The 13,667-nt window shown below is 37.3% G+C and carries 20 protein-coding genes; 9 read left to right on the top strand and 11 right to left on the bottom strand.

The features are described 5' to 3' along the window. Positions 1–49 precede the first annotated feature (49 nt). The 3 genes from ACI3K6_RS01235 to ACI3K6_RS01225 form a co-directional block, all read right to left on the bottom strand. Positions 50–832 carry a hypothetical protein gene (locus tag ACI3K6_RS01235; RefSeq protein WP_435553372.1) on the bottom strand — a complete coding sequence of 261 codons (783 nt, stop codon included), beginning with the start codon at positions 830–832 and terminating at the stop codon, positions 50–52. A 98-nt stretch (positions 833–930) separates the two neighbouring features. Further along, positions 931–1,782: a patatin-like phospholipase family protein gene (locus tag ACI3K6_RS01230; protein WP_435553371.1), complete on the bottom strand. Its 852-nt coding sequence runs from the start codon at positions 1,780–1,782 to the stop codon at positions 931–933. A 133-nt stretch (positions 1,783–1,915) separates the two neighbouring features. Further along, complete coding sequence (locus ACI3K6_RS01225) at positions 1,916–2,239, bottom strand: DUF4870 domain-containing protein (protein WP_435553370.1); 324 nt, start codon at positions 2,237–2,239, stop codon at positions 1,916–1,918. Positions 2,240–2,661: 422 nt separating this feature from the next. Between ACI3K6_RS01225 and ACI3K6_RS01220 the strand changes: the two genes are divergently transcribed. Together ACI3K6_RS01220 and ACI3K6_RS01215 are read left to right on the top strand one after the other, a co-directional pair. Further along, entirely contained in the window at positions 2,662–3,792 is a 1,131-nt protein-coding gene (locus ACI3K6_RS01220; protein WP_435553369.1) for an amidohydrolase, read from the top strand. A gap of 309 nt (positions 3,793–4,101) precedes the next feature. Then, complete coding sequence (locus ACI3K6_RS01215; protein WP_435553368.1) at positions 4,102–4,659, top strand: GNAT family N-acetyltransferase; 558 nt, start codon at positions 4,102–4,104, stop codon at positions 4,657–4,659. 36 nt (positions 4,660–4,695) lie between these two features. On the opposite strand, the gene ACI3K6_RS01210 is transcribed toward ACI3K6_RS01215, so the two are convergent. Together ACI3K6_RS01210 and ACI3K6_RS01205 are read right to left on the bottom strand one after the other, a co-directional pair. Beyond that, a complete protein-coding gene (locus ACI3K6_RS01210; RefSeq protein WP_435553367.1) occupies positions 4,696–4,854 on the bottom strand; it encodes a hypothetical protein in 159 nt (52 codons plus the stop codon). A 66-nt stretch (positions 4,855–4,920) separates the two neighbouring features. After that, positions 4,921–5,685: an SDR family oxidoreductase gene (locus ACI3K6_RS01205; protein WP_435553366.1), complete on the bottom strand. Its 765-nt coding sequence runs from the start codon at positions 5,683–5,685 to the stop codon at positions 4,921–4,923. 179 nt (positions 5,686–5,864) lie between these two features. Between ACI3K6_RS01205 and ACI3K6_RS01200 the strand changes: the two genes are divergently transcribed. From ACI3K6_RS01200 to ACI3K6_RS01180, 5 genes are all read left to right on the top strand, one after another. Beyond that, entirely contained in the window at positions 5,865–6,107 is a 243-nt protein-coding gene (locus tag ACI3K6_RS01200) for a spore germination protein (RefSeq protein ID WP_435553365.1), read from the top strand. Between the two features lie 17 nt (positions 6,108–6,124). Next, positions 6,125–6,367, top strand: coding sequence for a spore germination protein (locus ACI3K6_RS01195; protein WP_435553364.1), 243 nt, complete (start codon positions 6,125–6,127; stop codon positions 6,365–6,367). Positions 6,368–6,386: 19 nt separating this feature from the next. After that, positions 6,387–6,863 carry an Hsp20/alpha crystallin family protein gene (locus ACI3K6_RS01190; protein ID WP_435553363.1) on the top strand — a complete coding sequence of 159 codons (477 nt, stop codon included), beginning with the start codon at positions 6,387–6,389 and terminating at the stop codon, positions 6,861–6,863. Between the two features lie 76 nt (positions 6,864–6,939). After that, positions 6,940–7,404: an Hsp20/alpha crystallin family protein gene (locus tag ACI3K6_RS01185; RefSeq protein WP_435553362.1), complete on the top strand. Its 465-nt coding sequence runs from the start codon at positions 6,940–6,942 to the stop codon at positions 7,402–7,404. Between the two features lie 9 nt (positions 7,405–7,413). Next, complete coding sequence (locus ACI3K6_RS01180; protein WP_435553361.1) at positions 7,414–7,800, top strand: hypothetical protein; 387 nt, start codon at positions 7,414–7,416, stop codon at positions 7,798–7,800. 115 nt (positions 7,801–7,915) lie between these two features. On the opposite strand, the gene ACI3K6_RS01175 is transcribed toward ACI3K6_RS01180, so the two are convergent. After that, positions 7,916–8,389: a FixH family protein gene (locus ACI3K6_RS01175; protein ID WP_435553360.1), complete on the bottom strand. Its 474-nt coding sequence runs from the start codon at positions 8,387–8,389 to the stop codon at positions 7,916–7,918. Between the two features lie 86 nt (positions 8,390–8,475). On the opposite strand from ACI3K6_RS01175, the gene ACI3K6_RS01170 reads away from it, so the two are divergent. Then, the gene (locus ACI3K6_RS01170; protein WP_335481903.1) at positions 8,476–8,721 is read left to right on the top strand and encodes a DNA alkylation repair protein; all 246 of its coding nucleotides are present in this window, start codon (positions 8,476–8,478) and stop codon (positions 8,719–8,721) included. Between the two features lie 41 nt (positions 8,722–8,762). Here the strand turns inward: ACI3K6_RS01170 and ACI3K6_RS01165 are convergent, their stop codons facing one another. Together ACI3K6_RS01165 and ACI3K6_RS01160 are read right to left on the bottom strand one after the other, a co-directional pair. Continuing rightward, the gene (locus ACI3K6_RS01165; protein ID WP_435553359.1) at positions 8,763–9,581 is read right to left on the bottom strand and encodes a hypothetical protein; all 819 of its coding nucleotides are present in this window, start codon (positions 9,579–9,581) and stop codon (positions 8,763–8,765) included. 119 nt (positions 9,582–9,700) lie between these two features. Further along, positions 9,701–11,179 carry a lmo1851 family serine protease gene (locus ACI3K6_RS01160; RefSeq protein ID WP_472850919.1) on the bottom strand — a complete coding sequence of 493 codons (1,479 nt, stop codon included), beginning with the start codon at positions 11,177–11,179 and terminating at the stop codon, positions 9,701–9,703. A 309-nt stretch (positions 11,180–11,488) separates the two neighbouring features. Here ACI3K6_RS01160 and ACI3K6_RS01155 point away from each other — a divergent pair, with 309 nt between their 5' ends. Further along, positions 11,489–11,617 (top strand): hypothetical protein, encoded by a 129-nt coding sequence (locus ACI3K6_RS01155; RefSeq protein WP_435553358.1) that lies wholly within the window; start codon positions 11,489–11,491, stop codon positions 11,615–11,617. Positions 11,618–11,662: 45 nt separating this feature from the next. Here the strand turns inward: ACI3K6_RS01155 and ACI3K6_RS01150 are convergent, their stop codons facing one another. From ACI3K6_RS01150 to ACI3K6_RS01140, 3 genes are all read right to left on the bottom strand, one after another. Further along, positions 11,663–11,971 (bottom strand): YodL domain-containing protein, encoded by a 309-nt coding sequence (locus tag ACI3K6_RS01150; RefSeq protein WP_335477822.1) that lies wholly within the window; start codon positions 11,969–11,971, stop codon positions 11,663–11,665. Positions 11,972–12,085: 114 nt separating this feature from the next. Continuing rightward, on the bottom strand, positions 12,086–12,856 hold the full coding sequence (locus ACI3K6_RS01145; RefSeq protein ID WP_435553357.1) for a sporulation protein: 771 nt from the start codon (positions 12,854–12,856) through the stop codon (positions 12,086–12,088). Next, positions 12,843–13,664, bottom strand: coding sequence for a serine/threonine-protein kinase (locus ACI3K6_RS01140; RefSeq protein WP_435553356.1), 822 nt, complete (start codon positions 13,662–13,664; stop codon positions 12,843–12,845). The genes ACI3K6_RS01145 and ACI3K6_RS01140 overlap by 14 nt, the downstream gene beginning before the upstream one ends. Positions 13,665–13,667: the final 3 nt, after the last annotated feature.

Genomic DNA, 13,667 nt, shown 5'->3' with positions numbered 1-13,667 from the left:
ATTGCTACTATCATATCAAATATCGATTATAAGGGAAACTAATTCAAATTTAGCGTTCGAGGAAGAATTCGTTGATTAATAAAGACATTCTAATCAGTCTGTCCCCTTGGGATAAATCCACCTTAAAAGACAGTACTGGGGTATTCGGATTAGGAAACAATGCACTCCATTGTAAAGGCATCCACCCTCTCCTTAATCTGCCTTCTTGTTTTTCATGGAGATTCCACATTTTTTCATCCATAAATCCAGGCGACCCTTCAATCATACCAATCAATTCTCCTGTCTCATTAAACAGTTCCTTTTTATCCTTTTTGAATGGCTCATTTTTTTTTACCATGCATCCCATATATTTCTTGTTCTGATCATAGACTTCAATTTTAATACCGTTCTGCTTTTTAACAACAAAAAAAGCTAAAGGAAATTGTTCCGAACTTCTGAGAACATATATTTTGTATGGTTGACGCCATTCTTTTCCCCTTTTGGGGACCTTTTCAAAACTTCCAGCTAAAAAGCCATTTGAAAAATAGAGCTGAAGCGAGGAGGAGGTAGTATTCATATGGAGGACTAATAACTGTTGAGCATCTAATAATAATCCGTTGCCATTTCTACTAATCAATTGTTTACTAATAGAATTGGATTGATTTCTCTTATAAAGATAAAATTGAAAGCTAATAAAACTATAAACAAAAAACGGTATTGCCAGTAACATGATCTCTTGATTTTTTAAAAATGACAGATTTCCCACGATAATAAAACATGCAGGAATAAGCGAAGCAATACTACCGTTTAAGCTAATTAAAGCCTCATTTCTATAAAAATCATGAATCCTCATTTTGAAATCTCCTTATCTGTTGCTCTTATATCATTCTATTATTTATAAGAGAAAAAAATGATAGGAGATAAAAAAAAGAAGAGACACTCTCTTCTTTTTCATCCAATATATTCCACAATCGATTCTTTCAATGCCTTGGCATCTTGATAACCCTGTTGATAAAGTTCCATTAAACGCTGTGGATTTCGCTCGATTCTTCCTACTTTTAATGGGACAGATGGCCGGATTAAAAATACATTTCCTTTTTTCTCTTCCTCAATAAGATAGGAAATCGTATTATTGTAGATTTCGTATCTGTCTCTTAACGATTTCTGCAGGCCTGTATATTCGGGATATTTCCGCTCCACCATAAAATGAAACTTGGAAGGCTTTTTCGCATAGCCCTCATTACGAGTTAAAACGACAATATTTTTTGTAAAACCATCCTTCTGTGCTTGTCTAATTGGAATCGGATCACTAATCCCACCATCCAGCAATAACTTATCTTTAAATGAAACTTCAGGAGCAATAAATGGCAATGAACTGGAAGCTCGTAAAACAGTCAATAAATCTTTTTGGTAATCCTGCCTTTTGTAATACACAGGCTCCCCAGTGACACAATCGGTTGTCCCTACAACAAATTCCGAAGTGCTGTTATAAAATGCATCGTAATCATAGGGAACATACTTATTCGGAATTTCATCAAAGATAAAGTCCATCCCGAAAATTTGTCTATTTCTAAAATAGTTTTTCCAAGAGATATATCTTGGGTCATTAGCATACTCAATCGTTACGGTTTTATTTCTCCCTTTTTGCTTTGATAAATAGGATGCTGCATTACAGGCACCTGCTGAAACTCCAATGACATAAGGAAAAAACAAATCCTGTTCAAGAAAGCATTCCAGGATTCCCGCCGTATAAACACCACGCATCCCGCCACCTTCTAACACTAAACCAGTTTGACCGATCACATTTGCTTCTCCCTTCTATAAAAAAAGAATTAATAAAAATTATAGTCCACCTTGATTTAAATGAAAACTATCTTGCTTTAAAACCATTATGTAAAAAACCCGACATAAATAAAATGCCAGGCTAATAATCCCATTACTTAATTATTCTAAAGATTAATGGGAATCGATATTCACTGCCTTCGTAGGCTTTCACCGCTGCAACAATCGTAAATACAAATAACATGACGCTGAAAATAGCTAATCCGACAAACCCAATAAGGATAATGGTTAAGATTCCACTAATCGTTAAATAGACTGTATAAGATATAAGAAAATTAAAATATTCCTTTCCATGGTAATCGATAAATGAGGATTGATCCCTTTTTAGAAGCCAAATAATCAAAGGTCCCACTACAGGTGCAAAGAAACTAACCACATAAAGGACAGCGGCCAACATTTTTTCATCATTACTAACCATTTCAGACCCTCCTAGCATTTCCTTCTTCTCATTATTTACGTATGATCCTTTCAAAGGTTCCATCATTTCCTTAAAATTTACTTATATAAAATTAGGCTCTGTGAAACTTGTATGTTGATTTCCGCTCCAATCACGAGCGGTTCGTAGGCGTTTCGGAGAGCCTCCTCGGCGCTTGCGCCTGCGTGGTCTCTCAAGAACCGTACTCCCACAGGACATTGATTTTCTTCCTAGAATTCGCCCACGCACAAAGGAAATGCATTAGCATTTTCGAGGAGTCTTCATGCCTTCGCTCCAATCAACAGGGTTTAAAATTAACAGTATTCTTTAACATAGCCTAAAATTAAAACAAAAACTTTTTTTCCAATAACGATCCCTTGTTATAATGGATAAAATAGAATTAACACGTTTAGAAAGGTAGTATTATGAAAAAGTTACTGTTAAAAAATGCAACGATTTATCCGATTACAACTCCACAAATTAAAAATGGTGATGTATTCATTGAGGACGGAATCATTACACAGGTGGCACCAAACATTATTCCAAAATCAACTGAAATACAGATTATGGATTGCAAAGGGGATTACCTTTTTCCGGGATTTATTGATGTTCATACCCATTTGGGCTTATATGATGAAGGGACTGGTTGGGCAGGAAACGATGCCAATGAAACGGCGGAGGCAATGACACCGCATATTCGGGCTATTGATGGAGTTTATCCGTTGGACCCCGCATTTACAGATGCCCTCAAAAGCGGGGTCACGACGGCACATGTGATGCCTGGGAGTGCTAATATCATCGGTGGAACCACTTCGGTAATCAAGACGGCAGGGAAAAATATTAATAAAATGATTTTCCAGGATATATCCGGTTTGAAGATTGCTTTAGGCGAAAATCCAAAACGAGTGCATAGTCATGGCAAAAGTGATTCTATTACACGAATGGGAATTATGGGGATGTTAAGAGAGGCCTTCTATTCAGCCATCCATGCCGAAAATACCGATGATCTCAGAATCAAGCCGCTTGTCATGGCTCTTAAAAGGGAGATTCCGGTAAGAATCCATGCCCATCGAGCAGACGATATCATAACAGCACTTAGGCTTGCTGAAGAATTTAACTTGGATTTACGGATTGAGCATTGCACCGAAGGACATTTAATTGCTAATGAGTTGCCTAATACTGGTTTAAAAGTATCTGTAGGACCAACCTTAACAAGAAGATCTAAGGTTGAATTGAAAAATAAAACGTGGAAGACCTATCAGGAATTAACGAATCAAGGGATAGAGGTTTCGATTACCACTGATCATCCCTATACACCGATTCAATATTTGAATATTTGTGCCAGCCTCGCCATGAGGGAAGGACTCTCAGAACAAAAAGCACTTGAAGGTATCACCATTCTCCCTGCCAGAAATTTAAAAATTGATGCCTCGGTTGGGAGCATTGAACCCGGAAAACATGCAGATTTGGTTTTATGGGACCATCATCCGTTCCATTATTTAGCCAAACCAAAATGGACCATGATCGCTGGAGAAATAGTGTATTCAGATATGTAGAATATTGTTGAAATGAGAGGAAAATTTTTAACAAAAATGAAGCAAAAAAACTATTTCTTTTTTGAAATTTTTCTTGTATTATACTCTAGGTAAAACTATTTTTTTATACTAATCTGCGGGGGTTTTACAAAGCATTATTAGTAAGTACAACAAAAATGATATAGGGAAGGCAAATGGTGCGCCACCAGTTTATACTGGTTCTAGTGGGTTCGATTCCCACCCCGAAATTTTTTTTCAACTTAAAAAAATTTCGAGGGTGGGCCGCTTCTTTAGACATGGAATCGGTATGCCCTAACTGGAGGGATATTCATGCTTAAGAAACGAGATCTTCAAGATAGCCATGAACTATTTGAATTAATTACGCACCCAGATGTCTTCCCTTTTGTGCGCCAAAAAGCCACTTCTTATGAAGAATTTTTGTTTATTACAAAACAAACCATTGAAGCAGAAGAACGTGGTGAATTAATCTCACGGACCGTTCTGGATGAATGGGGAACACCGATTGGCACTATCAGCTTATTTGATCTTGAATCACAAGCTGGCTTTTTAGGGACTTGGCTCGGAAAACCCTATCACGGAAAAGGCTATAATGCGATTGCAAAAGATGCTTTTTTTCAAGAGCTTTTTTTCGAGTTGGGAATTGAAAAAGTTTTTATGAGGATTCGCAAAGTTAACATCCGCTCGATTAAAGCAGCGGAGAAACTGCCTTATGTTGTAAAAGCGAATGAAACGAGAAAAAACTTATATGAACAAATAAATGCCAATGGAGATATTTTTGATTTATACGAAATACCTAAAGATTTATATACATTATATCTATGGCGGAATGGTGCTGCGCAGGCTGATTCTGCTCGTCTTGAAGCGTAAAAGCAATCGGATGTCCGATTGCTTTTACTTATTTTATTATTCAATGAGATTCTGTTCTAATGCTTCATTTACATCACTAAGACCCATTTGGAGCAAAAATTCTTCAAGTTCCTCATTGGTCATCGTTTCTAAACGTCCATCATGAAAAAATACTTGGGTTTGATTAGGGTTGATTCTATTGAGGTTAAAACTCATAGTCTTTGCTCCTCTCTTTAATGTTACTTTATATTATCCACAAAAGGAGCAACTTTCATACTATAGCTACTTTTTAAATACTTTCCCTAACACATCTATTCCACCGGTTACCGGAATAATACTTCCTGTTATAAAATCAGATTTTTCGTCAATTAAAAATGCGATGGTTCTGGCGATATCCTCTCCCGTTCCTTCTCTTGAGGGCAACCGACTTTCGGAAATGGCATCTTGTATGGATTTTTCTTTCCATTCATTCACGATATCTCCGGGACTAACCATATTGGCTGTGATTCCATTCTCTGCCTCTTCCATTGAAATCGTTCGCGTTAAAGAAGCTAACCCTGTTTTGGCTGCAGCAAAGGCTGAACGGTACATCCAACCTGGAGAAGTTTCCACTCGATCAAAACCAAGGGTAATGATCCTCCCCCATTGCTGTCTTCTCATTGATGGAATAATGAGCTTGGTTAAATAAAAAACAGAATGCAAATTGCCTTGCATGATATAATTCCATTCTTCGAAAGAATAATCGGTCAGTTTTTTTCGCTCATGTATGTACGGTCCGGCATTATGGATTAAAATATCTATACTTTCAAAATGGGCTAATGCTTCATCGACCACTCTCCTGCAATCCTGTTGATCCGCCACATCCCCCCGAATTGCCATATTTTTTGTCCCATAACAATCGGTTAATTGATTTGCTAGTGCAATCGCTTCCGTTTCACTCTTTCTATAGTTAATAACCAGCTGGATACCTAATTCTGCAAGTGTCATGGCCGTTCTTTTGCCAATGCCGGACGCTCCCCCTGTAATTAATGCCGTTTTGTTTTTCACAGACATTACCTCTCTACTTAAAAATTTCTCCCTAACCCCATGTTAAAAAGATTTATTCTGATATGCAAATATTTATTTTATATTTTTATGTACAACCATAGCTTGGATATCCCAATTATTAATAACCCATGGGCATTCATTTGCATATGATGGGGTATCAAAGAAAAGGATGTGACAGCATGCAGACTGTAATCAATATTTTCAGCCTGAAAATTAACAGTGTTTCTAACAATGGGTCTGTCAACATCGGTGACGCACTTCATAATGCTCACACAGCTAACAGTAAATCTCAAGGGCAAAATTCCTCATATGGAGATTTTGCACCTCCAACAGCAGCTATGGAAAATGTATTTATTGATCCGGATATCAATGATATGGGAGATATCGCCAACCCATCAAATGTCTTCTCTAATCCCATATAAAGGACTGAAACATAATCATGCCTTTTCAAATAAATATATTTAATATTAAAACAAATGCCATTAACAATAATGGCAGTATTGATCTAGGACCAATTGTTCACAACTCACATACTTCTAACCAAAAACTAATTGGGACGAATATGGCTTTCGGTGATTTATCCCCATCAACCTCAGGTCATTTAAACGGATATACCGATATTGACATTACTGATCAGGACCAAATTGCAAACCCGTCGGCACCAATTCTAAATCAAATTTAAAGAGAAAAGGAGTGTCACCATGTTCCCTTGGAATATGTTCCCATTTAATAAAGAAATTAGGGATTCATTACAAAAAATGAATCCCGGGGAAATAGATAAATACGTCCAAGATATTATAGGTAAAGTTATGCCCAATAATATGGGTGGAATGATGAATCCGCAGGATATGTTCAGCAACTTTACCTCATCCACCGCTCAACGAAGCTCTCAAACTGAAACATTAAATTCCTCTGCCTTTGAGACTCATGATTATGTTTTTGTTAGAATTCCCTTAAAAGATGAAGAATGGGTGAAGAAACTTCGTCTCTACCACACATCCAATCAGTTAATTATTGAGCGAGTACCAGAGGATGATGATAAACACACCATAACTCTTCCGGCAATCGTTAAAAAGAAAGGCGCGATCGCAAATTATAAAGACGGAATACTTGAAATAAAAATACCTAAAAATGTGGATATGCAGTTTTCCCAAATCGACGTGACTGAAATTTTATAAACCGTCTTTTTTTTTGCATGTTTTTATGAACGATTAATAATATGAATTAATAAGTCTACGCCTAAGGGGTGAAAAAATGGAAATCGATAAATTTAAACACTGGATGGATGTGGCCCAGAAGTTTCAAACCGAAACATTTTGGAATAAAATATTCGATACCCAACAGAAAAATCCTTCCCCCATTTCACCTACATCATCCATCAACGATTTCTTTCCAAAATGTGATTTATTTGAAATAGATAAGAAACTGGTGGTTGAAGCAGAAATTCCTGGCATTTCCCGAGAAAATCTTCGTATTTCTATTCAGCAACAGGTGCTCACGATCACCGGGGAATTTAAATCGTTACAGACAAATTGCAAATATTATGTCAAAGAACGCATGAATCGAAATTTTAAAAAGGAACTAACGTTGCCTTATCCAATTTTAATTCAAAAGGTAAAAACTGAGATTCAACAAGGTATTTTATATATTATGATGCCAATCAATGAGGAAGAAGTAGAAGATATCCCGATTTCCGTTAACCCAACGTCTAATGAATAGAGGGATCTGATGCGTTTCTTCATTCGATTTTTCACCACGAACAAAACATACTCCCAAAAATTCACGGTATTAGAGCAGAAAATAGCTGAGTTGGAATCAAGCCTAAAAGAAGTCAAGTCCAAAAGGGACCCGCCTTTAAACCCAAAGAAAGAAACAGAGTCGATCCCGGTCATTCATGTAACTCATCTAACTGTGGAGAACATCAATATCGAAAAGCTAGATTATGCCAATAATTTTGGCCAACTGGGGATAAAGGAATTAACAGGAAAATTAAACATTGGTACATCCTACGAAGGAGAATTTTCAAAGGAAATAAGTGATAAGGTTAATCAATATGTGGATGAAAAACTAGGAAAAAAAACAAAAGTGAACATGAGAGCAAAAAAAGATAAGTAAAAGAGGGGGCTAATATTTGATGCTCCCTCTTTGAGTTTCATTTTACTAGTCTGATTTTGCTACAATCAACTAGTGTTAAATTAGTTTGCATTTGTATTCCTTTTGTTTGTAGTCCTTAATGCCCTTCATCTTGATCCATTTCCATGTTATCCATAGTCCCTTGTGTGGATGGTGCTTCCGGTTCACTCGGGGTTCCAACGGTAAATTCTGTTTTAGGCATGTTATGCATATTTCTGGCGGTAACATGGGAAACGAAATAGTATGTCCCTTCTTGGGTAAATGATTTTTCCAGCCGATAAATGCCGTTTTCAGCATGTTTAACTTTAATCTTCTCATGGTTTTCATCCTTTGACCGCCAAATCTCAAAGACCACTTCATCCGCATCCGTTACCGCTTCACTCCCTTGGGTCACTTTTGCTTCGAACGTGACTTGTTGATTCGGTTCAGCCTTATCTGGATTTACAGATAAATGAACCTCTACCATCTCTGGCATCTTACCACTATCTTCCTTTTTAGTAGTATTTCCGCAGGCAGCTGCCGAAATAATAAATAGAACTGAAATAAGTCCAATAATAAGTTTTTTGACCATTCAATCTCCCTCCATTTGCATTGTTACATATTTACCTACGCAATTGCAAAAAATAGATTCAAAATACACTTGGAAAGGAGCACTATATGGATACCCCATATCGCTGTCCAAATTGTAAAACAAATCGTAGCCGTTTCAATATTATTGAACAAGTATCCCATTCTGTAAAACTTGACCCTGCTACAGGTTCTGTTATAAAAGAATATGAAAAAGGAGAACTTGAACCGTTTCATCGGGCCTACAACGGGCCAGATTATCGGATTCAATGCGGAGTTTGTGGATTAGTAGAGGATGAACTTACATTTGCAAAATTTGGTGAACAGCCAATGTAAAGCATACAAAAAACACCTTTCATAGGTGTTTTTTGTATGCTTTATAGGTGATGTTCCTGTAAAAAATGTTTCGAATCAACTTTCCAGGGATCTGTCAGAGAATAACGGACCAAATGGATCTTTCCTCTAAAAACCTTTCTGCCTTCATTTTTAATAAACCAATCCACAGTAATAGGGATGTCGATATATAATTCCTCCGTTAAATCCTCTGGCGGTAACAGCTCCATCGTTGATATTCCCACATTCTCCACTTTTTTTAAGATAGGCGGCCATTTCACCTTTTGTAGAGATGCCTGTGAAACAATTTTAACATCTTGCTGTTTAATGCCGGCAATATAAGCATTGGTTACCTCATAAGGATTTGCTTTCCCAAGGTATTCATCCAATTGTCCCGATGCTTTCAACACCATTAGCATGTGGGATAAATCCATGGAATTAGACCGATGTGTCGTGCTTCCATAAAAATGAATACAAAAATGGCCGGGAAAATCATTTTTCAATGCTCCGGCTCCATGTGGCATTCCATGCATGGATGCAGCGAACCAATGATCCTTTTGAATAACAATGATGGCCCGCCGCTTCCAACTCCATTTCCCTCCATAAATCGATTTCATGATTTTCGTATCTTTAACAGACAGCGGTTGAACATCTGCGTGATGACTTCCTGCACGCCTTTGAACACGAAACCGCTTACCCGTCTCTACATCCATCACTGTAAACTTGGAATACCGGGGCAGAATCCGGTCAACTTCCTTCCAATTTGGCATTTCCACCTTATAACTAATTTCAGACGTAGCATCGACCCGTGGTCCATTTAGGAGGATCTGAAAAAATATAAGGATGATGACAAACCTTTTCACGTAACTCCCCCTTCAGCAGACAAAAATACTACATTTTAAGAGTTACCTGAAGTTCTCCATCTCATTCATTTTTTTCATGAATAAAAAATCCCGACTCTCATCGAATCGGGATTTTTCCTCTATTTCATTCTTCCTTTTAATACCTCTACCGCTTTTTGCAGCTGAGTATCATTAGCTTGAATTTTTTCTCGTAACAGTTCCATCAGTTTCATGCTGGAATCACCTTTTAAAACACCATCTGCAGGTAATTGATTGGCTGTTTGGAATGCGATTACGGCAGCCTTTGTTTTTTCATCGAAAAATCCATCTTCACGCCCAGGGTCATACCCAATTGCTTTTAACATTTTCTGCGCATTTTGGACCTCTGTGGAGGAGGATGATAGGGCTAATTCTTTATCAGGGTTAATAATTGACAAAGTTGCATATTCAGGAAGTGCGACCTCGTAATCAGGTTTAATCCCTTTTTTGTGAATCCAGTTGCCATTTGGCGTTAACCATTTCGCTATCGTGTATTTCAAATTTGAACCGTCTTTAAAGTTTGATGCCGTTTGTACTGTTCCTTTACCAAATGATTTCTCTCCAACAAGCGGTACTCCAGCTGACTCTTTTACTGCTGCTGAAAGGATTTCCGACGCACTTGCACTTCCCTTATCGATTAAGACAACAAGCGGAAGATTAGGATTACCTTCATTCTGGGAAGGAATTTCCTTGATTTTCCCGTTTCGATCTTCTTCTTTCACAATAAGCTTTCCTTTAGGAACAAACATACTTGATATGGAAATAGCTTGGTCCAATAATCCTCCTGGATTTTGTCTCAAGTCTAAAACCAATCCTTGCATCCCTTTTTTCTGCAAATCATTTAAGGTTGTAACCAGTTCCTTTGAAGTATTGCTGGAGAAACTTGTAATTTGAACTTTAGCGATTTTATCATCTACCATTTCACCATAAACGGTTTCAATTGGTATCTCATCCCGGACAATCGGAACACTGATCGGTGCTTCTGAGCCCGGACGTTGAATGGAAAGCTCCACTTTTGTTCCCTTTTTACCTCTAATTAAAGTGACAGCTTGACTTGAAGTCATTCCTTGAAGGGATTTCCCATTAACCGATAGGATCATATCATTTGGTTTTAAACCGGCTTTTTCTGCAGGAGACCCTTTAATTGGTGATACAATTAAAATGTGTCCGTCCTTCTCTTGAATCTCAGCACCAATTCCTTCAAACGAAGAGGAGATGCTGTTATGAAAACTTGTCGCTTCTGACTTGCTCATATAATCAGAATAGGGATCATCCAATGATTCCACAAGACCATTAATTGCCCCGTTAATTAACTTTTGATCATCAAGTTTTTTATAATATTCTTTTTTTAATGTATCATATGCTTCGTACAGCTTGCTGAATTCAGTTCTTTCATTATTAACGGTAACCACCTTCTCATCACCAAACGAAAGGGCTACGGTCGTTATTCCAGCTGATAAAAACACAATTAAAAACAACAGCATAATAAAGTGGAACTTTTTCAGGCGAATATACCCCGACTTGTTTTCAGTTGCTTGCTCTTGAGTTTCTTTTTGTTGTTCATTTTTCTCTTCTTCCAAAGCCTTCACCACTTTCAATAACCATAAAAATAAATAACATAATGGGCTAAAACCTATTTCTACAACCTTAAGCTTACTTCCAAATGATTAAAACAATTGTAACATAATAAAAATAAAACCCTTAGTGTTTAGAATAACATCTTTTAATTAAAATTAACAAAGAATTAATCATGAAAATGTAATTTTTAATAATCTGTTCATACTTTTTATCCCTCTGTCATGAAATTTTAAAAATGAGGCATTCTATTAATAGCTCCAAAGAAAGCACTATGTATTTTTCCACAAATATAAAATGAGGAGAGATCCATTATGGGAAAAAAGCATCGCAGCCGCATTAATTCACCGAAAAAAAATAATCATATTCCTGCCGAAGCGATTGTAGCCGAGCATGAGGCCCATGCCAAAGAAAACCAAGCAAGCGGCGGACGTAAACGCTAACCACTAAAAAAATACCTAAGGGAGCTACCCTTAGGTTTTTATATGTTAAAGCAAGAGGATTCGATTAATAGGAAACCAGCCACCTGGTTTTAATTGATAGTAATGCTGTCCACCACGTCCTTCATCAATTAGGACGATATCCCCGGTAGTCAAGAATCTGCCCTTATAGTTTAGGGGAATTCGATCGGTTACATTAAATCGACTAAAGGTTTCCTTCAAACAATTTTCTCGGCTATTGGCCTCAATAGTTGTTCTATAAACTTGTTTATGCCCTTTTTTTTCCCGCTGCCTTGGAGTTTGAAAGATCGTCACATCATAATGAGTACCACTTTTATTTGTTAATAGTTTGATCATTTGATCTCCTCCAACCAAAAGAGTTATTTGACTATTCTAATAATTGGAGATAACCATTAAAAATTCCTTCATCAAATTTCCACTAATTTTGTCGAATCCAATTTTTTTGATTTTCTAAGAATATCTTTCAATTACGCTTTGAATTTTCTGTTGTAGATATGGCATGTCCTGGTTGGTTATGGATAACCTGACGTTGGTTTCATCCGTTCCTATTGCTTCAGAGAATAAGCCGGCTAAACCTCTCGCTCTTCGGTCAACTTGGAACATAATATCTAATTCACCGTTACCTGATGGGAGGAAGACTACTTCAAGTTCATCCAGTTTTCCTCTAAAGGGACCTGATGTTGGGACAAACTCAAATTCTTGAACAAAAGGCAAACGTCCACGCAGCCTTCTTGGTGCTTCTTCACAATCTGCTTCACGTATTCTGAAACCGAGTTGATCAACAGCATTAAACACAGCCGTCATTAACGGATTAGGGACCACTTTTAAATAATCCTTGTCACTTGGATCCACTCCACCTTTTATATCTAGACCGGTGCTCACCCATATCTTAGACCTACCAATGGATAATGGTGTATCATATGGCAATTGGAATGAGAATGGAACTTCTTTTCTTTCATTCACTCTAATGGTGAAAGGGGCTGTCACACGAAAACGGTCAATCGTTGCGGTCACAGAATATTTACGATCATCTGATTCCCGTAAATAAGTGGTGTTCACAGAAAGATAGATATCATCTACTTGTTGATCAATCTTTCCACCTTTTATCTCCACTACCCCATTAATCGTCTCTCCAGGCATATACGTTTCCTTTTCAAGCTTTGTATCCACAGTTGCTGATCCAATCCCCACACTTGCAAAAACTTTGTTAAAGAATGACATGTTTCATACCTCCTAATTGTTTCGTTAATAGATGTATATCCGCTCTTACTTGATCACAATTCTCGTATACAGGATTTATTTGGAGTAGCCGTTTTATAATTTGCTGGCCTTGTGGCGATATATTTAACTCCTCTTCCCACGATTTTTCTTGCTGATTCTTTTCAAAGGAAAAATTCGAATAGAGCAAAAACAGTAGAAAATGACCGAGCCCGTAAAAATCTGCCTGAAAGTTTAGCTCCTTTCTTAGATCTTGGCTGGGACCCTTCTTCTTTTTTGAACCATCTAACGGTCTAGCCAATCCTAAATCGATTAGTCGAATCGAAGTCCCGTCTAATAGGACATTAGGAATTCGAATATCTCGATGAATGACTCCCATTCGGTGCAAATAGTCAATTTGCTCCAGTAATTTGGAGGCAATTGTAAAAGATTCTAATTCAGTTATTTTCCAGCCCTCATAAAAAATGAGCTGCTCAAAATTCTTTCCATTAATATATTCCATCGTAAAAAATGGGATGGTATTATGCATTCCATCCTCATAATATTTTGGAAATCCAGGATGTTCAAGTGAGCCTAATAGTTTCTTCTCAACCTCAAATCCATTTCTTCCCTCTTTAGTAAGCCTTTTATGAAGGCGAAGTGCTTTTAATACCTTTTTTGTACCAGTCTTTTCATCAAACACTAGATAACTGTGCCCATAACCGCCAGCCCCTAAATGCTTAATCACTTCGTATCGTCCAGCAATTACATCAGCTGAATGAAAAGGTCTCTCTAAAATATGGGAAAGCAATAACATCACTTTTTTGATCATCGT

The sequence above is a fragment of the Neobacillus solisequens genome, from assembly GCF_051233465.1.
Taxonomy (GTDB): domain Bacteria; phylum Bacillota; class Bacilli; order Bacillales; family Cytobacillaceae; genus Neobacillus.
This window is presented reverse-complemented; position numbering and strand designations above follow the sequence as displayed.